The following is a 21280-nucleotide window of genomic DNA, read 5'->3' as shown; positions in this document are numbered from 1 at the left end:
GTCCCGCCGACTGGCGAGACGGCAACCTTCGGAATGAGGACGATCAGTGGCCTTCGGAGGCGCCGAACATCGTCTTGGCGTAGATAATGCCGAGGCCGTAGGCGCCGCCGAACTTCTTGGCGATACCGGTCGTCATGTCGTAGGTCTCGGTGCGGGCCCAGTCGCGCTGGAGTTCCAGCATATATTGCAGCGACGTCATCGGCCGAACGCCAGCCTGGACCATGCGGTCCATCGCCCGATCGTGTGCCTCGTCCGAGACGTCACCGCAGGCATCGGCAATCACATAAACCTCGAAGCCCTGATCGAGCGCAGAGAGCGTCGGGCCGACGATGCAAACGCTGGTCCAGAGGCCGCAAAAGACCAGCCGCTTCTTGCCGATGGCGTTGACATTGTCGATGACGGCGGCGTCTTCCCAGGTGTTCATCGAGGTACGGTCGAGAAGGCCCTGGCCTGGAAAGGCATCGGTGATCTCTGAGAACATCGGGCCCGAGAAAGCCTTCTCCGCCACCGTCGTCAGAATGGTGGAAACGCCGAAGCCGGCGGCCGCATGCGCGACCAGCGCCGCATTGTTGCGCAGCAAGACAGCATCGATCGACTTCGTCGCAAAGGCCATCTGCGACTGGAAATCGATCATGATCAGCGTGTGGTCTTTCGGCGAAACCAGGAGGCTGCCGGGCGTCGGCGTGGCGTTTAAGGTCATGGTCATCATCTCCTCGATGTCCTGGATTCTGAAGATCCGCAGGGAATGACCCGACTATGCCCGAGCCGGGCTGCCCGTTCTTGTCGGATATGCTGATGTTTTGAACATTCTGCCCGAGATACATCGCAAGCAAAGCGCAAAAGTCATATTGGAAGCAACGGCATAAGGATGGAGCGCGTGCCGCCGCAAGCAAGGCCCGCGCGCGGCCAGACCGCTAGGCCCTGCGACTGCGCCGCCAGGCGCCGGGGGATGCCCCCGTCGCCCGGGCAAAGACGCGCGTGAAGTGGCTCTGATCGGCAAAGCCGCTGGCGACCGCGATTTCACCGATCGTCAGCGACGAAAATTCCAGCATGTCGCGCGCCCTGTCCAACCGCTGCTGCAGGAACCATTGGAACGGCGTGATACCCAGTGTTTGGCGAAAGGCGCGCAGGAACGTGCCCTGTGACAGATGACAAGCCTCAGCGAGTTCCTCGATCGACAAATCGCCGCCAAGCCTGCTTCGCATTAGTTCCTGCACCATCGACAGGCTGCGCGCCGAGAGCCTGCGCCCCTTGATCGCTGCCCCCGACGTCGTGCGGTGGCTCGCACTGCCGTAGTGTTGAGCGACGTGGATTCCGATCGCCACCGACAATTGGTCGACGAACAAGGGGCTTCTCTCCAATTGGCCGTTCATGTCTGCAAACAGCGCCGCCATCAGCCCGCCCAACACTGGATCGGCTCGCTCGCCGACCGCACACAGTTCGCGGACGCCGCTCAGATCGGCGCAGTCGGCCATCCGCTCGATCGCGCTGTGCCCCACCTCGAGCAAAACAAAATCGAAGCTGCCGGAGAGATCCGCCTGATAGGGATCGTGAAAGTTTCGGAGGTAGACGGAGTTCTCGTCGAACTCATGCATTGTCTCGTGATGTTCGTGAAGGATCCGCCGGCGATGGCCCCCCGACAGTGACAGGCCGAGCAGATAACCGCGGTTGTTGGCCGGCGTGTGCACGCGCTCGCGCGGTGCGGCCTGCGCTTTCTTGCGATAAAAAGTCAACCCGGCGCCGTCAATCCGCCGGTCTTCGTCGAGGCCAGCCACTGTACATCCGAAACTGTCGCGGGGTGGAGGTGCGATCGCGATCGAAGAAGCTGCTGTCATACCTCCGCCTCCGCACAACTTCGCTGCCTGTCCGCGACCACGAGGGTGCCGACTGCGGCGGTCTCAACTTTTGCACGACACCGCTTCGCCAGCGTGCTTGCGCAGCATTGCGTCCGAACATCACGATCATATGAACCGAATGGCTGTCTTGTCGATGGCATCGCGACTATTGTCTTCCGTCACAGGGCCGCTTTTTCCAGCTCCAGGCGTCGGGTACGCCGGAAGCGCGCTGGCGTTTCGCCGGCGATCGCCACGAATGTCTTAGTCATATGGCTCTGATCGGCAAAGCCGCAGGATATGGCAATCTCTGCGATCGGCACGTTCTTCAACAACAACTCCTTCGCACGGGTAACCCGATATTCGGCCAGCCACCGCAAAGGCGTACAGCCGAAGCTCACCTTGAATGCCTTGATGAAATAGCTTTTCGACAACGCACAGGCCTCGGCAAGCTCGCTGAGCGAGAACTGCCCATCGACATGGCCCGAGAGAAAGTCGAGCGCCCTTTTCTCCTGCCACGCAGCCAGCGTCCCCTTGCGCTCTTTGGGTAGATAGAGCCCGCCATAGGTCTGCATCAAATGCGTCAGAATCGCGAGGCTCACCTGGTCGAGAAAGAGCTGGCTTGCCTCTTGCGGTCTCTCGAAAGCTGGAAGCAATGCCTGCGCTAGCCCCAGCATGACGCCGTCATGCGTGCCCGGCGCACAGCGCAGACCGGTAAAGTCAGGCCGTCCCTGTTCAGTCGCAAAGGCGCGCATCTGCGAGAACGGTATCTGAAGGCGCACATTGTCAAAGGGCGACAGGTGATGGCAGCGCCATTCCTCGCGCAGGTCGGTGATGGCAAGCGCTCCCTTGCGATGCCCGCCCTCAAAGACAAGGGTGCCGCCCCGCCACAGCCGATGCAGGCGAAAATCACTGAGCTGGGTGATGATGTTGAACGCCTCCTCGCGCCTGTTGGCAACCGCCGGACCCAGGTCGCAGCCATCACTGCTCAACCGCGTCAGGGTTATGGGGGGAACACGCAGGATCGATCGGCGCAAGGCGCCCACTTCGCTGGCCGTTTCTGGACGAGACTCTAAATTCAACAAAATTCCCCGAAAGTGCACCAGGCATTCAAGCAATGCAGAATACGATACACTGCCGCCAACAATCAATTCCGTCCCGCGACCGGCGCTAATGCAGAGGTGCGCTCCGCCAGGCTTGTGGTGTCGTACCGGTCTCCCCCAGAAACACCGTCGTGAAATGGCTGAGGCTGCTGAAGCCGCAAAGGAACGCGATCGAGCCCAGAGGCAGTGAACTCGCGCGCAGAAGCTGCTTGGCCTGAACAACGCGCCGGCGCATCTGCAATTGATGGGGCGCCCGTGTCGCTTCCTGCCGAATGTGGAACGCCGTCGGATCATTGGATCCGTCGAAAGGATTTCCGCCGTCGTCGCCCTCCATCTCGGCCGAATGGTGGTGCAGAAGATGGGCGCAAACGGCCACGGCGACATGCTGCAGCAGCTCGGGTGGGCTGCTGTCCATACGTTCAAAAAGGGCCAGAAGCGCCAGTCCGAGACTGCAGAGTATCGAGTCCACTTCGCCACGCCGGCACACCAGCCGTTGTGGCTTGACCGTCGGTGACAGGGCGGCGACTTCCGCGATCAGATTCTTGGGAAGGACGAAGGCAAGCGCGCTCAGGTCGCTATGGAGCGCGATCGAGGCCCCCTGGCGCAGATCGACGAGACATATCGAGCCGCGCACGTATCGGCGAACAGCAGACCTCTCGCCGTTTACCTTGATGTCCGCATGTTCGGCATCATCGAGGTAAAGCATCAGAAAATAGGCTTCACATGCGGGCAGAGCCACTTCTGGCCGCTGCGCCCGCGTCAAACGTTTTCGAATTCGGGTGACCGAAAAGACCGCTGCCTCCATCGGGATCGTCGTGAGGCACGGAGCGTCCGGCGTTCCAAAATAGCGCCCCACGCACCCCATTTCCGGACAAGGAGAAGTCAACTCTAGCCTCCCAACCGACGCACTGCGTCATGGCCAAAGCATTGCAAACATTTGATCAAAAACCTCGGTGCATCCGAGACTGGCATGCAAGACCCATCATGGCACGAGACCGTTTTTCGCGACCGCTCTGGCCTCATGGAATGTCTACCGGTTCATCTTTTGCCCACCGTAGGGGCAATCCGCGCGCAGCGACAAGGGCTTCGCGCGGATTCAGTCGGGAATGTTCAAAAAGGAAGACCGTCGTTCAATAAGATGGGATCCGCCTAGCCAAAAATCGCGCTGGGCCAGACGTTCATGGCTATCGCCAGAAGCGTTTCGCATCCACCAGATCGACACACAGACGTCTTCGGCCGCGTCACAGGGCCCCTTCTTATTGCCCTTTGCGATCAGGACGCCGCTGCCGGAACTCCGGACAGTCTCGGACGTTGCATTGACCGGTCACGTAATTCTAACCAACATCGGGAGTTCTGCGAAAATCTCCGCGCTTGAAGACCTCCGCCAGGATCCTGCTCCCCATATCTGCTTCTTGTTCGGAGAGCCCCGAAAATCCAAGCAGCAACCTGGATGTGTCCGATGAAGCGACATTCATGCGGGAAAGGGGCATCACGACAACGCCCTTCTTTAGCGCAGCCTGTGAGACGGCGGTGTCGCTGCTCCAGGTCCCCGTGCTGTGCACGGTCAGATTGATGCCCTGATCCGGCAACGAAACGCTCAGATGTTCGCTGGTACGGTCTTTCAAGAGATTTGCAAGCAAATCGCGTGAGGCACGCAGACGCTCCCTGAGCCGGCGCAGATGCGCCGGAAAATATCCCTCATTGAAAAAGTCGCCGACGACACGCTGCTGAAACGTCGGGGGACAACGGTCAAGCGCGGGACGCACGGCTCTGAATACCGGTACCAGATCCATCGGAACCACGAGATAGCCGATGCGCAGGCTCGGCAGCAGGGCCTTGCTGAACGTGCCCGTATAAAGGACCCGGCCGGCCTGATCGAGGCCCTGAAGCGATGCGATCGGATGCCCATCGTAGCGAAACTCGCTGTCATAATCGTCCTCGACGATCCAGCAGCCATTCTCCCGCGCATAAGCGAGCAACTCCAGCCGCCGGGGCAGCGAGAGGACGGAACCGACGGGGTACTGGTTGGATGGCGTCACATAGAACAGCGTCGGCGGCAGGGAGCAGGCAGCCAACTTTTCCGTCATGATGCCGTCGGCATCAACGGGAAGACCGATGATTTTTACGCCATTCAGTGCCAGGCATTGTCTGGCCGGCGGATAACAGGGGTCTTCGACGACAGCCGTATCGCCCGGCGTCATCAGGACGCGGAACGCGAGATCAAGCGCTTGCTGTGTCCCGGCGGTGATAAATATCTGCTCGGCGGCGCAACGCACCCCGCGTGAAGCGGCCAGATGAGCCGCAATGGCGCTCCGCAGCTCGAATTCGCCCTGAATGTCGCCGTAGCCTTCAGCGGCATAGTTCATGTGCCGGCCAGCAATGCGGTTTAGCAATCTCGCTGTCCGATCGTCATGAGCGATACGCCCCGTGACAAACGGCAAAACCTTCTGCGGTTCGAGGCTAGGCCCGGAGGTGAGAACTCTCGTGGCCGCGTTGGAGACAGCGCGGCGGGTCGAGTAGGCGATTGTCTCATTGCGATGGTCGATTCTGGACAGCCCGCCTGGAACGCCTGACGCAATATATGTACCGGACCCATGCCGGGCGACCGCAAAACCTTCCGCGACGAGGATTTCATAGGCTTCGGCAACCGAGCCGCGTGAAAGCTTCCATTCCTTTGCGGCCAGACGTGTCGATGGCAGCCGTTGCCCGGCATCCAGCCGCCCGTCAGCAATTGCACCGCGCAGGGAAAGATAGAGCTGTCTCACCAAGGGTGCTGGCGAAGAGGTATCGATGCTTGGCCGAAAACCCACCGACGGGCTCTCTCTTCGCCGTCTCAGTGTCATGGGCGCCTTTCGTCAGAGTGGCTCATCAATCTCGCCAATTGTGGCTCTGTAATCTTATCATATGTTGAATTTAAATCGAGCCACTTTCAAGCCGCCATCACAAACGACGTCGGCCGGAAATTGAATTGCGCCTGCGCCGACACGGGACACCGATACGGGAAATGGCATTGCCGTCAGTCTCTGGCCATTACGCTCTGTCATTTTGGAGACTTTCATGACCCCTTCTTCGACCAGGCTGCGTATTGCCGTCCTCTTCGGCGGACGCTCGGCCGAACACGACGTTTCCGTACTTTCGGCTACCAATGTCATGCGCGCTCTGGAGCCTGCAAAATATGATGCCGTGCCGATTTTCGTGACGCGCGAAGGTCAATGGCTGTTGAGCCACTTCGACAATGGTGTGCTTGCCAAGCCTGCGAACGGCACGCAGATCAGCCTCGTTCCCGGCGGGCAAGGGCGGATGGTGGCGATTTCGGCCGAGGGAAAGATGAGCGATGCCGGCACCATCGACATTCTGTTTCCGGTCTTGCACGGCCTTCATGGTGAAGATGGCTCTGTGCAGGGGCTCGCAGAGGTGGCGCGCGTACCGCTCGCCGGTTGCGGGATTCTCGGCTCGGCGACCGCACTCGACAAGGAAATTGCCAAGCAGCTTCTGAGGGCCGCCGGCCTCCCGGTCGCGCGCTCGGTGACGATCCACAAGGATGCGGCACCTGATCTCGCTGTGCTCGAAGGCGAACTCGGGCTGCCGCTGTTCATCAAACCCGCCCGGCAGGGGTCATCCGTTGGCGTTAGAAAGGTATCAGGCAGCCAGGAGTTTGCGCCGGCGTTGGTCGAAGGTTTCCAGCATGATGGCAAGCTGCTTGCCGAGGAATATGTCGCTGGGCGCGAGATTGAATTCAGCGTGCTGGAAGATCCGAAAGGTGGCCTTTTCGTCTCTCGTCCCGGCGAGATCATCCCGGCCGAATCCCACGGCTTTTACAGCTACAACGCAAAATATATCGACGAGGACGGCGCGGCGCTCAAGGTACCAGCGGAACTGCCGCCCGAAGTTGAGGCAGAGATGAGGGCGGCGGCGGCAAGGGCATTCAGGGCTTTGGGCTGCGATGCCATGGCGCGTGTCGACTTCTTTCTGACGACGGGCATGACGTTCGTTGTCAACGAAGTGAACACCATTCCCGGTTTTACCGACATCAGTATGTATTCCAAGGCGATGGCGGCAAGCGGCGTCAGTTATGCCGAAATCATTGAAAGGCTCATTGCCCATGGCCTGACACGTGCCGGCCGAAGCGTCTGAACATGCAAACACAGACCCGTCAGCCGAGCGGGCGGATCAAACGGATCCGTCCAAGGACGAGGCCCACTTTCGAAAATGAGCTCAAGCCAAGACGCCGGCATGGATCAGACGCGATCGAGGAACTCGAGCACTCGGATGGTGAGCAACGCGGTCGCATCCGCGTCGTACGACGGGAGCGAACTGTCGGCGAAGTAGTGCTGATCGCCGGGGTACAGGAACAGCTCTGCGTCCTCGACCTTCTCCACGATCTCGCGGGCCGCGTCGATGTCGCCCTCCCCGACGAAGATCGGGTCGTTGTCCATACCGTGGATCTGGACCGCCACGTCGTCCGGCCAAGGCCCGAAGGCCCACTCGCCGCTGATCGGCAGGCAAGAGTAGAAGAGCAGAGCTCCGCGGGCTCCGGGCCGCGTCTGTGCCAACTTCTGTGCCGGCAGCACACCGAACGAGAACCCGGCGTAGACGAGTTCGGAAGGCAGTTCGTTCGCGACGCGGACCCCGCGCTCCCGCATTTCGTCGAATCCGACCTTGCCGATGTAGGCTAGCCCCTCGTCGATACTCTCGAACGTCCGTCCATCGAACAAGTCCGGCATGTGCACGATGTGACCGGCGGCCCGCAAGTCGTCGGCGAACGCCCGCACACCCGAGGTCAACCCCTGTGCGTGGTGGAACAACAGGACCTCAGCCATATGGAGCCTCCGGGTGTGATGGTCGGGCGCACGTTTCATCACTCTACAGCGACGTCGCCCGGCCCGGAAGAATGCGGACACGTTATAGAGATTTCGTCCCCAGCTAGTCTTGGCCGCTACCGAGTTCGTCGTGAACGACCCTGCCACCAAGCAGCGTCAGCACCGAGCGCAGCCTATGGATGTCGGATGCCGGCATTGTCAGATACGGCCTATCCAGGACGGCGATGTCAGCCAATTTTCCCGCCGACAAGCTGCCTCGCTCATTCTCGTCAAAGGCGATCCAAGCGGCATTGTTGGTGTAGAGCCTCAGCGCCTCATGTCGGTCGAGCAAGCATGGTTCGTTCCAGCCGCCAGCGGGTTTTCACTTTGCCCGTGATCGGTGGTTGCCACATCGGCTGCCAGGTTCTACCATAGGTTTCTCTGTCGGTTATCACTTGGGTATCTTTGATGAGGCCCCCGATGAAGATATTGCTGTCCACACTAGCGCTATCCGGCCACTTGATTTCTTCAGCCGTGGCCGAAGACGGGAAGATTCCAGCCTATTTCGTTCTGGATCAAACCTATGGAGGTGGCTTTGACACCGCCGCCTGGCAGGCCGCGATCGATGCCATCAAGGGTCATGGGAGGCTGGTGCATACTTACAATTTTGCTGGAGACAAACAGGTCGTCAGCCAAGCACAGCAGGACGTAGCCAAGGCAAACGCCCAAAAGCCGATCTACCTGGTGAATGAGAAAGTGGCCAAGGATTCCACCGAACTCCGGCAATCGCTGGCCACGTTCAAGGAGCAGTTGCGGAACGATACGAATTCCAAGGGATCGCAGGTAGTCGCCGAATGGCCGATGTGTGCGCTCGTCGAGCAAGGGTCGGAAGGTGCGGTCCGAGCCATGCAGGGCGGTGTGATCCTGTTGATCGACCACCCGCAGGCCGCAGCTCATTGCTACGCGATGGTACAATCATATTTCCTCACTCCGGCCGCCCCGGACGGCAAGCGGGCCGCGCCGGTCAGCGTCGACGCTACAACCGTCGCGATGCAGGCTAAGTTGCCGCCCATGAAGCTCGCCAGGCACATATTGGCCGATAAGGCGGCATCCAAGCCGGGAGATTTTGTCGAGCGCCCGACAAACGTCTTCGCGCCGGGCGAAGAGATCTTCATTTATGCCTATTTCGAGAATGTCGGGCGGATCAACGTCGGCACGCCGATCTCAAGCTACGAAATCGGCCTCGATATCGAGGTGCGGGACCGCGCGGGCAAGGTTCTCAGGACATTCCCCGACGCGCACGTGTTCAAGGCCGAATCTCCCCCGCCATTTCCGGTTTCCGCCAAGCATTTTACCAATTTCGCGACTGCCGGCATCGCCCTGCATGACCCGGGAGACTATGTCGTGGCATACATCTTCCACGACCGCTCGCGGCCAGAAACGCCGTCGGTGACTGCCGCGTTCGAGGTGACTGTCAAGTAGCAGCCCCAGTCATACGATGGCGCCGTGTTACTCAGTCGCTTCACAGCGTCGAGAGAATAACGAGATGCCGGCTAGCTTCCGGTGATGATCATAGTCGCGGCTTTTTCGGCGACCATCATCGTCGGGGCATTGATGTTTCCGGCCGTGATGTTGGGGAAGATCGAAGCGTCAACTATTCGCAAGCCATGCAACCCATGCACCTTTAGCGATGCATCGACGACTGAGGTGGAATCATCCGGGCCCATCGCTGCGGTGCCGCACAGGTGATAAATTGAACCGCTATGCTCCCGAAAATAGTCCAGGAGCTCGGCGTCGGTGGAAGCTTCTGCAGAAGGAGGCATTTCGCTTGCAGTAATCGATTGCAGTGCCGGTGCGCTCATGATTTTGCGCGCAAGCCGACTTGCCTGAAGCGCCTCCGCCTCGTCATGGGCAGTCGTCAGGTAGTTGGGGTTGATGCGCGGTGCAACGGTGACATCGGGCGACGCGACCGTGACACTGCCTCGGCTTGTGGGCCTGCATGCATTGAACGCCAACAGGAAACCGGAATAGGGCTCCGGCTTCAGACCGGCGCGCGGGTCGGACGGAATACGATAGGAAAGCGGGTTGAAATAGAGCTGGATGTTTGGCCTCTCCTCACCCGGCTCGCCGCGCAGGAAGCCTCCTGCCTGGTTGACGCTGAGAGCCAAGGGACCGCGTCTTGTCAGCACATAGCGCAGCGCCTGCCGCGCCTGACCGAACAGGTTCCCCAGCTCGTCGTTCAGCGTCGGAACGCTTGAGCGGTAGTAGAAGCTCGCGCAAAGATGATCCTGAAGGTTTCTCCCAACCGCCGGCAGATGTCGGACGACGGGGATACCGAACGTTTGCAGCTCTCGGCCATCGCCGATACCGGAGAGCTGCAGCAGCTTCGGCGTATCGACCGCACCGGCACATAGGATCACCTCGTTCCGGGCGGAATAGATTACCATCCCATCGGCTGTGGCAACCTCCACGCCGGTCGCCCTTCCTTCCTCGACGACAACCCTTCTGGCATGGCTCCTGCGCAGGATGGAGAGATTGGGGCGGTTGAGAGCCGGCCGCAGATAGGCGAACGACGAGGACGAGCGCACGCCATTTCGCGTATTGATATCGTAAATCCCTGCGCCCTCGATCGACGCGCCATTGAAGTCGGTATTGAGCGGCAGTTGCAGTTCGGCACAGGCAGAAAGGAACCGCGCGGTAATCGGATGGGTCTGGCCGCGCATCGGCGTGACGTGGATGGGGCCGTCCCCGCCATGAAATTCGGACTGGCCATGCGCATGGGTTTCAAGTTTCTTGAAATAGGGCAGCACGTCCTCATGGGCCCAGCCGGGATTGCCGGCCTTAGCCCAGTCGTCGAAATCCGCCGCGGCGCCCCGCACGAAGATCATGGCGTTTATCGAACCCGAGCCACCTTGTACCTTGCCGCGCGGCGCATAGATGCGGCGATTGTTCAGGGCGGCTTCCGGCTCGGTCCAGTACATCCAGTTGACGTTCGGGTCATAGTAGGACCGCGCATAGCCGACCGGGATGCGAAACCACGGTGAACTGTCGTTGCCGCCCGCCTCGAGCAGCAGCACGCTGTGTTTGCCTGTCTCGCTCAGGCGCGCCGCAACGATACAGCCGGCGGATCCCGCCCCGACAATGATGTAGTCGTAAGTGGTCATGTGTTCCTCAACCGCGCGCCGGGGCAAATGCCTTGATGTCGGCGGGCTTGTCGTCCATCTGCAGGTGCAGACGCTTTCCTTCGTAGGGCGAGTGCTTTTCAACCACCTCGAGATTGAGCTCCACGCCGAGCCCCGGTTCGCGAGACGGGATGAGATAGCCATCGTCGAACTGCAATGGCGTCTTGAGAATCTCGGCGTAGAAGCCTGAGAAGTCGATGATCGCCTCGTGGATGAGGAAATTGGGGGTGGCCGCAGCGAGCTGGATGCTCGCCGCCGCCCCGATCGGTCCGTTGTAGAGGTGCGGTGCGATCTGCGCATAGTGCGCCTCGGCCATGCCGGCGATCTTCTTTGCCTCCAGCAAGCCGCCGCACCGCGCGACGTTCATCTGCAGGATCGAGGCTGCGCCCGTTTCAAGCACGCGCTGGAACTCGTATTTGGTCGTCAGCCGCTCGCCCGTGGCAATGGGGATAGAGGTTGCCTTGGCAACAGATGCCATCGCTGCCTCCTGACCAGGCGGCACCGGCTCCTCGAACCAGAGCGGATCGTATTTTTCGAGCCGTCGCGCAAGGCGAATGGCCGAGGACGGCACCATCTGGCCATGGGTGCCGAAGAGCAGGTCGGCTCGCCCGCCGACCGCGGCACGGACCTTGGCGCAGAATTCTTCGCACCGCTCCATGACGCCAAGCGAAAGCTGGTGGCCGGAATAGGCGGTGTAGGGGCCGGCCGGATCGAACTTGACGGCGGTGAACCCCTTCGTGTCGACCATTTCCGCCGCGAAGTCGGCGGCAAGCTCTGGATCGTTGTAATCATATTCGCCGGCTGCATTCTTGGGGTAGAGATAGGTGTAGGCACGCAGCTTTTCGTGCACGAGGCCGCCCAGCAGCTTGTGCACCGGTCGGCCGGCAGCCTTGCCGATGATGTCCCAGCAGGCGATTTCGAGACCGGAGACGACGCCCATGATCGTCGGGTCCGGGCGCTGCGTGAAGCCGCTCGAATAGGCCGAACGCCAGAAGCGCTCGATATCGTGCGGATCGTGGCCGAGGAGATGGCGCTCGAACACATCCTCGATCAGCGGCACCAACGCGTTCGGATGGAAGGCGGTCGCGTAGATTTCCCCGACCCCTTCGATGCCGCACTTCGTGGTGAGCCTGACGAAGATCCAGTACATCCCGCCGATATGGGGCGGTGGGACGGCAACGACATGAACGGCGAGCGAAGCGATCTGCATGTTGAAGTTCCTTCTGACGAATCCGATCAGTGCTTCAGCACCACGAGACGAGTTTGTGTGAATTCGAGCATGCCGTGCTTGCCGTCATCGCCCCCGAGGCCCGAGCGCTTCCAGCCTGCATGGAATCCCTGATAGGGATCCGCCGGGAAGCGGTTCACATAGAGTTCGCCGGCCTCGATGGTGTCGGCAAAGCGCATGACCGTGCTGTAGTTGTTGGTGAAGAGAACCGAACTCAGACCGAACTGGTGATCGTTGGCAAGCGCCAGGGCTTCCTCGACGCTGTCATAGGAAAGCACGGCGAGAACTGGGCCGAACACCTCTTCGGCGACGACGTCCATCTCCTGCCGGCAGTTGGAAAGCAGGGTTGGCGGGTAGTAGTTGCCCACGCCTTCCGGCAGTACGCCGCCAGCCTCTATGCGTGCCCCCTGCTCCACCGCATGGCGAACCATCGCGTGAACATTGGCCTGTGCCGATTTCGTTTCAAGTGGTCCCATACGCGTCGGATCGCTGGCGCGGTCGCCGAACGTCCTTGCCGCAAAGCCGGTGCGAAGCCGCTCGAGAAGTGCGTCGTGGATGGACGTATGCACATAGACCCGTTCTGGCGCCGTGCAGACCTGCCCGCAATGATTGGTCTTGGCGGCAACGAGCTGAGCGGCAACCGCATCGATATCCGCATCGGGTTCGACAATGACAGGTGTCTTGCCGCCGAGTTCCAGTGATGGCTTGGCGATATTCGCCTTGCAATATTCGAGAACGACGCGGCCGGCCTGCAGGCTACCGGTGAGCGTTATCATGCCGACCGACGGCTGGGTGCAAAGTGTCGCGGCGACGTCATGCGACATGGTCAAGATGTTGACCAGCCCGGCCGGAAGGTCCGCGTCGAGCGCCGCCTCGGCGATCTCGAAAGCGGAGGCAGGCGTCGAGTTGCTCGGCCGCACCACAACGGCGTTGCCAGCGATCAGTGCGGGGGCAATCTTGCGCACCAGCGTATAGACCGGAAAATTGAACGGGATGAGGCAGGCAACGACCCCGATCGGCTCGCGCTTCAGAAGCAAGGTCTCGCCCGGATTGTCGCTCTGGATCACTTCCCCTTCGATCCGGCGCGCCCACTCCGCATGATAGCGCATCAGCTCGACGCCATAGATCGCTTCTGCCGTGGCATCGGCGAGGCTCTTGCCGGACTCGAGGGCGAGCGCCGCGCCGATCTGGCCGGCGCGCGCCTCGATTGCCGCCGCGAAACGGCGCAAGGCATCCCCGCGAGCGATCGCCGGCAAGGCTTTCCACGTCTTCTGCGCTGCGGCTGCGTTTTCAACCGCTGCGATTGCCTCCAGCGCGCTCGCCGCGGGCACCCTCGCAATGACCTCTCCGTTTGAGGGATCGAGCACCGGGACCAGGTCCGATGCGGGCTGAAACGCGCCGGCGACAAAGTTGCGATAGTCGGTCAAGACGATATCCTTTTATGTTTCCACCATAGGACAGGCTTCAGAACGTGCTCCGGCCGGGAGCCGCATCGAGCAATGTTCTTGTGTAAGGGTGGCTCGGGTCAAGGAGCACTTTCGCTGCCCCGCCCCGTTCGACGATCTCGCTCGCTGAGGCACCAGAGATGAAGACGAATCGCGCTCGGCCCGCAGAGATTGTTTGCAGGTTCAGCCTGAAGGCTCGCCTTGACAAGACCGTATTCTGAACGAAAGCGCCGCGCGTCTTATCAGACACGCAAAGGTCGCTGCAGCACTTCGAAATGCTGCGAAAGCGCCCAACGTTGACTAGAACTGGCGATGGTTGCACCGAGACAATCCCGCCAACGATCGACTTCGGCCGCGAACCGCTCAGGTATCCGGCAACGTGAAGACTGCGCAAGGCGCCGCGATGCCGCGCAGCACGTGTTCGCCCAGCGACACCAGCGGCGTGACGGTCTCGGCGGCGACCGCGCCCGAGATCAGCACCGACCGGCCGAGCGGCCGGCAAAGGCCCTCCAGTCGGCTGACCAGGTTTACCGCGGGACCGATTGCGGTGAAGTCCAGCCGGTCGGCCGTGCCGATATTGCCCCACAGCATTTCACCGAGATGCAGCGCTGCGCCGAAGGGCAGCGGCGGCAGCCCCTCTGCCTGTCGCAGGGCATCGAGGTGGGCCATGCCTGCGCGGGCGGCGGCGACCGCTCGCAGCGCCGCTTCGCAGGCGTCAACCGGTGCACTGGCAACCGGGAAGATTGCCAGCACGCCATCGCCGACAAACTTCAGCACCTCGCCACCGAAGGCGTGTATCGCACCGGCAACACGGTCGAACCAGGCGTCGAGGACAGCGATCATTGCCGCAGGTTCCGTCGCCTCGGACAGGGCGGTGAAGTTCCGCAGATCGGCGCAAAGCAGCACAGCGCGGATAGTTTCTCCGGTGCCGCGGTGCAGCGCGCCCGCCTGCACCCGGGCGGCACTGCGTCGGCCGAGATAGGCCTCGAGCAGCGTTGCAAGGGCCGCCCGCTCGGCCAAGGCAGCCAAAGGCGCGGTGGCGAAGCGCGCGGTCTGCCGCAGTCGGCCGATCTCAGCAGGGTCGAACAGACGCGCGCCGGCCCAGCCAAGCAACCGCCCGTCCGGCTCTGGGCCGACCGTGTCCTCCTGCACCGGGCCAAGCGCACTCAGCCAATCACCCCCAGCCTGGCTTTGCGGGCTGTCGGCAAAGCCCAGTGCTTCGATCACTGCTCCGGTCTCGGCTCGCCACAGCCACGTGCGGCGGGTAACGATCGGATGCGGCACTGCCAGTGTCAGGGTACCGCCGACCAACGGAAAGCCGTTAGCCAGCAGCCGGCCGCCGAGTTCGGCCAAGAACCGGTCGGGACCAGGCGAGGCGCTGGCCTCGTCCACCAGCCAGGCGAGGTGTGTGGGCAGATCCATGCACGATCATACCGTCAGGTCCCCCAACCTGTCATCCGTGCAGGTGGTAGCGCAGTTGGCCCAGCGGGCATATCATCGTGGAAGGAGCTGATCCGATAGCCGTCAATTCTGCGCCGCAGTCTGGGCAGATCATAGCAACCAAAGGGGAAGCCGATGCAAGAGGCCCTCATCGTCCGCCGTGAAGCACACATCCCGGCTCCGCCAGCCGCGGTGTTCGCTCTGCTGACCGATCCTGAGAAAATCCTGCGCTGGATGGGAACGGAGGCGCAGATCGAGCCGCAGCGCGGCGGGCTCTACCTCGTCAACGTCACCGGGGCCTGTTTCGCTCGTGGTTCCTTCCGCGAGGTGGTGCCAGTGCACCGCCTGGTATACAGCTTCGGCTGGGAAGACAGCGAAGTGGTGCCGCCGGCGTCAAGCCTTGTCGAGATCGACCTCGTCGAACAACCACCGGACGGAACGTTGCTTCGCCTCACCCACACTGGCCTGCCAAGTGCCGAGCAGTGCGCCGGCCACGAGGAAGGCTGGGCCCATTACCTAGACCGGTTGGCCGAGGTTGCCGCCGGGCGTGATCCGGGGCCGGACCCCTGGCACGGCCGCACTGGTAGGGAATGACTCCGCGGCCAGTATCTTGGCACCTGAGCCTGCCGGCCTGCATTGGCGCTCAGCGATCAAAGGATGAACCCGTTAGGCGAGCATGCTGGGTACGGGATCACTTACTATACTGAATTCACCGTCGCAAAGGCGGTAGAACCCGTCTTGAGGAACGGGCAACTCCAACATTTCGCGCTTCGAAAGACCGGAATACACGCCGCGCACCAATCTACCAAACAGCCCATGAGAAACTGCTACGGTTGGTCCACGTATATCCGCGATCCAGTCCTTTGCCCGGGAGCACGCAGCATCGAAGCTCTCTCCGTCCGGAGATTTGAAATACCAGTCAAAAGCGTCGGAGCCATCCAGCATTCCCGGAAACTCGTTGTCGATCTCGAACCTAGTCATTCCGTCCCAATAGCCGACGGAGACCTCCATCAGGCGGGCTTCTTCGTGTGTTACCAGTGGCAGCACCCGCTTCACGCGTTCTGCAGTTTGTCGCGTTCGGCCTAGGGGGCTGACGTGCATTTGGAATGATTGCCTACTTTCCGAAATTTCCTTCTGAAGGAGTTTCGCGACGCGATCCGCCTGTTCGATGCCGCGCTCCGTAAGGGGCGAATCTTTCTGCCCCTGGAACCGACCCAAGGTGTTCCAAATGGTCTCGCCATGGCGAAGCAGGTAAATCATCAATGTTGCCCCAGACGAAGTCGTGCGTTGGATTAAGTGCGTTATTGGACCGAAGGGTCGGCCACTTGTCACGGCTAATTTGCGCGGCACATCGATGAAGATTGGCGGCCCTAACGTTTGGCGTAGATTGGTTGCATTTCCTACTTCAATTCGCGCTTCTTGAAAAACGTATTGTCGCTGCGAAAGAAGTTCGACAAGCACGACCGCCTCGTTCGGGTCGAGACCGATTTGAGCTTCATCGTTCGTTTTCTCCATACGGCCTCCGCTGGTGATGATGGATCGTTATGAGCATGACGAGTTCTACCAGCCGCCAAATTCAAGACAGTACAACGTAAAACACCTCCGGATTGCTCCGGAGGTGTTTTGAAGAATTGCGTGGCGCCGCCGACTAAGGGCGCTCTTGCAGATCAGGCAGACAGTGCCTTGAACTCGGAGAGGATGGCTTCGCCCATCTCGACGGTTCCGACCTGGCGTGCGCCTTCGGCCATGATGTCGCCGGTGCGGATGCCCTTGTCGAGCACGGCGGCGATCGCCTTCTCCAGGTTGTCGGCTTCCGTCACCAGGTTGAAGGAGTAGCGCAGGCACATGGCAAACGAGGCGATCATGGCGATCGGGTTGGCGATGCCCTTGCCGGCGGTTGTCGGCTTCCGTCACCAGGTTGAAGGAGTAGCGCAGGCACATGGCAAACGAGGCGATCATGGCGATCGGGTTGGCGATGCCCTTGCCGGCAATGTCCGGCGCCGAGCCATGCACCGGCTCGTAGAGCGCCTTGCGCTTGCCGGTGACACCATCCGGTGCACCGAGCGAGGCCGAAGGCAGCATGCCGAGCGAGCCGGTCAGCATCGCCGCCACGTCCGACAGCATGTCGCCGAACAGGTTGTCGGTGACGATGACGTCGAACTGCTTGGGCTGGCGCACCAGCTGCATGCCGCCGGCATCGGCCAGCATATGCTCGAGCTGGACATCGGAATATTTCGCCTTGTGGGTTTCGGTCACCACCTGGTTCCACAACACGCCCGACTTCATGACGTTGCGCTTTTCCATCGAGCAGACGCGGTTGTTGCGGGTGCGGGCCAGTTCGAAGGCAACGCCGGCGATGCGCTCGATCTCGTAGGTGTCGTAGACCTGGGTGTCGATGCCGCGCTTCTGGCCRTTGCCGAGATCGATGATTTCCTTCGGCTCGCCGAAATAGACACCGCCGGTCAACTCGCGCACGATCAGGATGTCGAGGCCTTCGACCAGTTCCGGCTTCAGCGACGATGCGGCGGAAAGCGCSGGATAGCAGATGGCCGGGCGCAGGTTGGCAAACAGCTGCAGGTCCTTGCGCAGGCGTAAGAGACCGGCTTCGGGACGGACCTCGTAAGGCACSGCATCCCACTTCGGACCGCCGACGGCACCAAACAGCACGGCGTCGGCTGCAAGCGCCTTGGCCATGTCCCCTTCCGAAATCGCCTGGCCGTGGGCGTCATAGGCAGAACCGCCGACGAGGCCTTCGTCCGTCACGAAGCCGGCGCCAAGCTCGGCATTCATGTAGGCGATGATTTTGCGGACTTCCGCCATGGCTTCCGGGCCGATGCCGTCGCCGGGCAGAAGGAAGAGATTGCGCACTGTCATGGAAAGTCCTTCTCGCGGGGAAAACTCGCGCGCGTCTTAGCGCAACTTCGTATCGAGGGAAATGATCGCGACGAAAGAATTGTGCGCCAACATCCCGGCCCCGCGCCGGTTACCGGAGAAACAGCGTGCACGCCGAAAGGGTGGAATTCTCACATCCGCGGCCCGAAGCCGCAACGCCCGCACACACACGGAAAAGGATCGAGATCATGCGCAATTTCACTCACGAGATCACGACGCTTCTCGGCGCCAGCGTCAATGCCCTTGTCTTCGGCAACCGTCGAGCCAGCGGTTCCCGTCGCTAGAACACAGTTCTTCGTGTCACTGCATGCCGCCACTCTTCGGTGGAGGTCTGTCTTGCCGTTCGCGCCTACCGATTTTCGCGAAGCGACCGTGCGCCTGGAAATCCTGGAGCGTTTTTGCAGTTCCCGTTTCGACATTCTCTCGGAGCAGCCTTTCCGCTTGACGGAATCGTTGGCTGGGGATCGAATGGCCGCTGACACAACCGGGGACCCGCCATGTCCGAGACGCTGCTGATCGGTGCCTTTCTCGCCGCCCTTTCCTATACGCTCATTCCCGGGCCGGCTTTTCTGGCCTTGCTCGGCATCGGTGCCGGCCAGGGCCGCAAGGCAGGCGCCCTGTTCATGGGCGGCCATCTCGCCGGCGATATCCTCTGGTCGGGCTTGGCGCTGGTTGCGATCGTCGGCGCGCGTTCGGTCGGCACGACGATCTTCGACATTCTCGGCCTCTTCTGTGGCCTCTATCTCGGCTGGATCGGCTGGACCGCGCTGCGCGCCCGGCCGACGGGCGAAAACAGGGCGCTGATCACGGTGGAGCGACCGCTCCGGCGCGGGCTTATCTTCGGCCTGACAAACCCGAAGGGGTATCCGGTGGCGCTCGCGACCTTCACCGCCCTGCTCGCCGGCTCCGCCAACGCGCTTGAATTCGACGCCCTGCCGATGCTGCTCGGCGTCTCGCTTATCGGCTTTCTCGTTGCCGACCTGATCCTGATCGTAATCATCGGCGCGTCGGTCGTTCGGCGTTTCTATCGCCACCATGAGCTGGCGATCGTTCGGCTCTCAGGGCTGCTGTTCATCGGCTTTGCCGTCCAGGCCGTGTGGCACGCCGCCCCCGGCCTTCTCGGTCTGCGCAAGCCCTGAAACCCAAGCCCAAGTCTTGACGCTGGGGCCGCCAGCAACCACCTCAAGCTCTTCCGCCCGACGTTGTCTCCAGCTGCGTGGGCGCTCCCCTCCCCGGCCATTAGCCGGCATCCGCATGCGAAAGGATCCTTCATGACCGCCAGCACCCCGCTCAATCCTGCCCTGACGACCTGGACCGGACATGAGGGCTTGCCCCGCTTCGACCTGGTGAAGGACACGGATTTCGCGCCCGCCTTCGAGGCGGCCTTCAAGGTGCATGAAGCGGAGATCGACGAAATCGCCGGAAGCACTGATGCGCCGACCTTCGACAACACCGTGATCGCGCTTGAGATTGCCGGCGATGAGCTGTCGCGCATCTCCTCGCTCTTCTGGAACAAGGCCGGCGCCGACACCAACGAAACCATCCAGGCGCTGGAACGCGACATCGCGCCGAAAATGTCCCGGCACTATTCCAGGATCGGCACGAATGCAGCGCTGTTCAAGCGGATCGACACGCTGTGGGAAAACCGCGAAACCCTCGGTCTCGACCTTGAGGCGACGCGGGTCCTGGAGCGGCACTGGAAGGGTTTCGTCAAATCCGGCGCGAAGCTGGCGAAGGATGAGCAGGAGCGGCTGGCGGCGATCAACGAGACGCTTGCCGGCCTCGGCGCCAAGTTCGGTCAGAACGTGCTTGCCGACGAAAAGAACTGGGCCCTCTTCCTTGAGAGCGACGAGGATCTGGCCGGGGTGCCGGACTTCCTGCGCGACGCCATGGCGGCTGCCGCCAGCGACCGCGGCGAAAAGAGCAAATATGCGGTGACGCTGTCGCGTTCGATCATCGAGCCGTTTCTGACCTTCTCCGACAATCGCGAGCTGAGGGAGCAGGCCTTCCGGGCCTGGATCGCCCGCGGTGAGAATGGCGGCGAGACCGACAATCGCGGCCTCATCGCCGAAACGCTGGCTCTGCGGGCCGAGAAGGCCAGGCTGCTCGGCTATGCCAATTACGCGGCGCTGAAGCTCGACAACACCATGGCCAAGACACCGGCAGCCGTGAACGGCCTGTTGATGCAGGTCTGGGAAAAGGCGGTCTCCCGTGCCCGCGAGGAAGAGGCCGATCTTGCCAAGCTGATCGCAGCCGAAGGCCGCAATCACGACGTCATGCCGTGGGACTGGCGCCACTATGCGGAAAAGCTGCGTGCCGAAAAGTTCAATTTCTCGGAAGGCGAGCTGAAGCCCTATCTGCAGCTCGAAAAGATCATCTACGCCTGCTTCGATGTCGCCCAGCGCCTGTTCGGCATCACCGCGACGGAAAAGAAGGGCATGGCCGGCTATCATCCGGATGTGCGCGTCTTCGAGATCCGCGACGCCGCCGGCAAGCTTGTGGCGCTGTTCCTCGGCGATTACTTCGCGCGTTCGTCGAAGCGCTCCGGCGCCTGGATGAGTTCGTTCCAGTCTCAGCACAAGCTGACGCTCAAGAACGGCACCGTCGGCGAACTGCCGATCATCTACAACGTCTGCAACTTTGCCAAACCCGCTGAAGGCAAGCCGGCGCTCCTGTCGCTCGACGACGCGCGCACCCTCTTCCACGAGTTCGGGCATGCGTTGCATGGCATGCTATCCAACGTCACCTACCCCTCCGTATCCGGTACGGGCGTGTCGCGAGATTTCGTCGAACTGCCTTCGCAGCTCTACGAACACTGGCTGACGGTGCCGGATATCCTCAAGCGCTATGCGGTGCACTACCAGACCGGCGAGCCGATGCCCGAGGCGCTGCTCGACAAGGTGCTGGCCGCACGCACCTTCAACTCCGGCTTCGCCACGGTCGAGTTCACCTCGTCCGCCTTGGTCGACATGGCCTATCACACGGCGGAAACGCAGGGTGAGCCGATGGCGCTCGAAACGGCGACACTGGAAAAGATCGGCATGCCGAAGTCGATCGTCATGCGGCATCGCAGCCCGCATTTCCTGCATGTCTTCTCCGGGGACGGCTACTCTGCGGGGTACTATTCCTACATGTGGTCGGAAGTGCTCGATGCGGATGCGTTTGCCGCCTTCGAAGAGACGGGCAATCCTTTCGATCCCGTCATGGCGCGCAAGCTCAGGGACAACGTCTATTCGGTCGGCGGCTCCATCGATCCGGAAGACGCCTACAAGGGGTTCCGCGGCAAGCTGCCGAGCCCCGATGCCATGTTGGCCAAGAAGGGCCTGGCGGCCTGAGGCATGATTGTCGGTCCTACCGCG

General features: G+C 61.5%; 17 protein-coding genes and 1 pseudogene. 5 read left to right on the top strand and 13 right to left on the bottom strand.

Annotated elements, in window-relative coordinates; genetic code table 11:
• Positions 1-43: 43 nt before the first annotated feature.
• The 5 genes from ASD52_RS32070 to ASD52_RS32050 form a co-directional block, all read right to left on the bottom strand.
• Positions 44-700, bottom strand: coding sequence for a hydrolase (locus ASD52_RS32070; protein ID WP_057210453.1), 657 nt, complete (start codon positions 698-700; stop codon positions 44-46).
• Between the two features lie 214 nt (positions 701-914).
• A complete protein-coding gene (locus ASD52_RS32065) occupies positions 915-1835 on the bottom strand; it encodes a helix-turn-helix domain-containing protein (protein WP_057217638.1) in 921 nt (306 codons plus the stop codon).
• Between the two features lie 179 nt (positions 1836-2014).
• Positions 2015-2833, bottom strand: a complete 819-nt coding sequence (locus ASD52_RS32060) for an AraC family transcriptional regulator (RefSeq protein WP_347369228.1) — start codon at positions 2831-2833, stop codon at positions 2015-2017.
• Between the two features lie 169 nt (positions 2834-3002).
• Positions 3003-3740, bottom strand: a complete 738-nt coding sequence (locus ASD52_RS32055) for a helix-turn-helix transcriptional regulator (protein ID WP_057226490.1) — start codon at positions 3738-3740, stop codon at positions 3003-3005.
• A gap of 529 nt (positions 3741-4269) precedes the next feature.
• Complete coding sequence (locus ASD52_RS32050) at positions 4270-5301, bottom strand: PLP-dependent aminotransferase family protein (RefSeq protein ID WP_244497542.1); 1032 nt, start codon at positions 5299-5301, stop codon at positions 4270-4272.
• Between the two features lie 691 nt (positions 5302-5992).
• Between ASD52_RS32050 and ASD52_RS32045 the strand changes: the two genes are divergently transcribed.
• Positions 5993-7069: a D-alanine--D-alanine ligase family protein gene (locus ASD52_RS32045; RefSeq protein WP_057226486.1), complete on the top strand. Its 1077-nt coding sequence runs from the start codon at positions 5993-5995 to the stop codon at positions 7067-7069.
• A 104-nt stretch (positions 7070-7173) separates the two neighbouring features.
• On the opposite strand, the gene ASD52_RS32040 is transcribed toward ASD52_RS32045, so the two are convergent.
• Both ASD52_RS32040 and ASD52_RS32035 read right to left on the bottom strand, forming a co-directional pair.
• Positions 7174-7755, bottom strand: coding sequence for a dienelactone hydrolase family protein (locus ASD52_RS32040; protein ID WP_057226484.1), 582 nt, complete (start codon positions 7753-7755; stop codon positions 7174-7176).
• A gap of 103 nt (positions 7756-7858) precedes the next feature.
• Positions 7859-8086: an amidohydrolase family protein gene (locus ASD52_RS32035; protein WP_025430089.1), complete on the bottom strand. Its 228-nt coding sequence runs from the start codon at positions 8084-8086 to the stop codon at positions 7859-7861.
• A 128-nt stretch (positions 8087-8214) separates the two neighbouring features.
• Here ASD52_RS32035 and ASD52_RS32030 point away from each other — a divergent pair, with 128 nt between their 5' ends.
• Complete coding sequence (locus ASD52_RS32030) at positions 8215-9216, top strand: hypothetical protein (RefSeq protein WP_156613065.1); 1002 nt, start codon at positions 8215-8217, stop codon at positions 9214-9216.
• A gap of 71 nt (positions 9217-9287) precedes the next feature.
• On the opposite strand, the gene ASD52_RS32025 is transcribed toward ASD52_RS32030, so the two are convergent.
• The 4 genes from ASD52_RS32025 to ASD52_RS32010 all read right to left on the bottom strand — a co-directional run bounded on the left by ASD52_RS32025 (position 9288) and on the right by ASD52_RS32010 (position 15011).
• A complete protein-coding gene (locus ASD52_RS32025; protein ID WP_057226480.1) occupies positions 9288-10898 on the bottom strand; it encodes a GMC family oxidoreductase N-terminal domain-containing protein in 1611 nt (536 codons plus the stop codon).
• A 7-nt stretch (positions 10899-10905) separates the two neighbouring features.
• Positions 10906-12126, bottom strand: a complete 1221-nt coding sequence (locus ASD52_RS32020) for a mandelate racemase/muconate lactonizing enzyme family protein (protein ID WP_057226478.1) — start codon at positions 12124-12126, stop codon at positions 10906-10908.
• 26 nt (positions 12127-12152) lie between these two features.
• A complete protein-coding gene (locus tag ASD52_RS32015) occupies positions 12153-13571 on the bottom strand; it encodes an aldehyde dehydrogenase family protein (RefSeq protein WP_025430093.1) in 1419 nt (472 codons plus the stop codon).
• Positions 13572-13952: 381 nt separating this feature from the next.
• Positions 13953-15011 (bottom strand): adenylate/guanylate cyclase domain-containing protein, encoded by a 1059-nt coding sequence (locus ASD52_RS32010; protein WP_057217650.1) that lies wholly within the window; start codon positions 15009-15011, stop codon positions 13953-13955.
• Between the two features lie 153 nt (positions 15012-15164).
• Here ASD52_RS32010 and ASD52_RS32005 point away from each other — a divergent pair, with 153 nt between their 5' ends.
• Positions 15165-15623 carry an SRPBCC family protein gene (locus ASD52_RS32005; protein WP_057226476.1) on the top strand — a complete coding sequence of 153 codons (459 nt, stop codon included), beginning with the start codon at positions 15165-15167 and terminating at the stop codon, positions 15621-15623.
• A 72-nt stretch (positions 15624-15695) separates the two neighbouring features.
• On the opposite strand, the gene ASD52_RS32000 is transcribed toward ASD52_RS32005, so the two are convergent.
• Complete coding sequence (locus tag ASD52_RS32000; protein ID WP_057226474.1) at positions 15696-16289, bottom strand: histidine phosphatase family protein; 594 nt, start codon at positions 16287-16289, stop codon at positions 15696-15698.
• A gap of 407 nt (positions 16290-16696) precedes the next feature.
• Positions 16697-17903, bottom strand: a pseudogene (gene leuB, locus ASD52_RS31995) (3-isopropylmalate dehydrogenase).
• 515 nt (positions 17904-18418) lie between these two features.
• On the opposite strand from leuB, the gene ASD52_RS31990 reads away from it, so the two are divergent.
• Positions 18419-19060 (top strand): LysE family translocator, encoded by a 642-nt coding sequence (locus tag ASD52_RS31990; RefSeq protein WP_025425268.1) that lies wholly within the window; start codon positions 18419-18421, stop codon positions 19058-19060.
• A 132-nt stretch (positions 19061-19192) separates the two neighbouring features.
• Positions 19193-21256: a M3 family metallopeptidase gene (locus ASD52_RS31985; RefSeq protein WP_025425267.1), complete on the top strand. Its 2064-nt coding sequence runs from the start codon at positions 19193-19195 to the stop codon at positions 21254-21256.
• Positions 21257-21280 lie beyond the last annotated feature (24 nt).

The sequence above is a fragment of the Ensifer sp. Root142 genome (assembly GCF_001426785.1).
Lineage (GTDB): Bacteria > Pseudomonadota > Alphaproteobacteria > Rhizobiales > Rhizobiaceae > Ensifer > Ensifer canadensis.
Note: the sequence above shows the minus strand (reverse complement) of the source record. Positions and strands in the feature narration are given on the sequence as shown.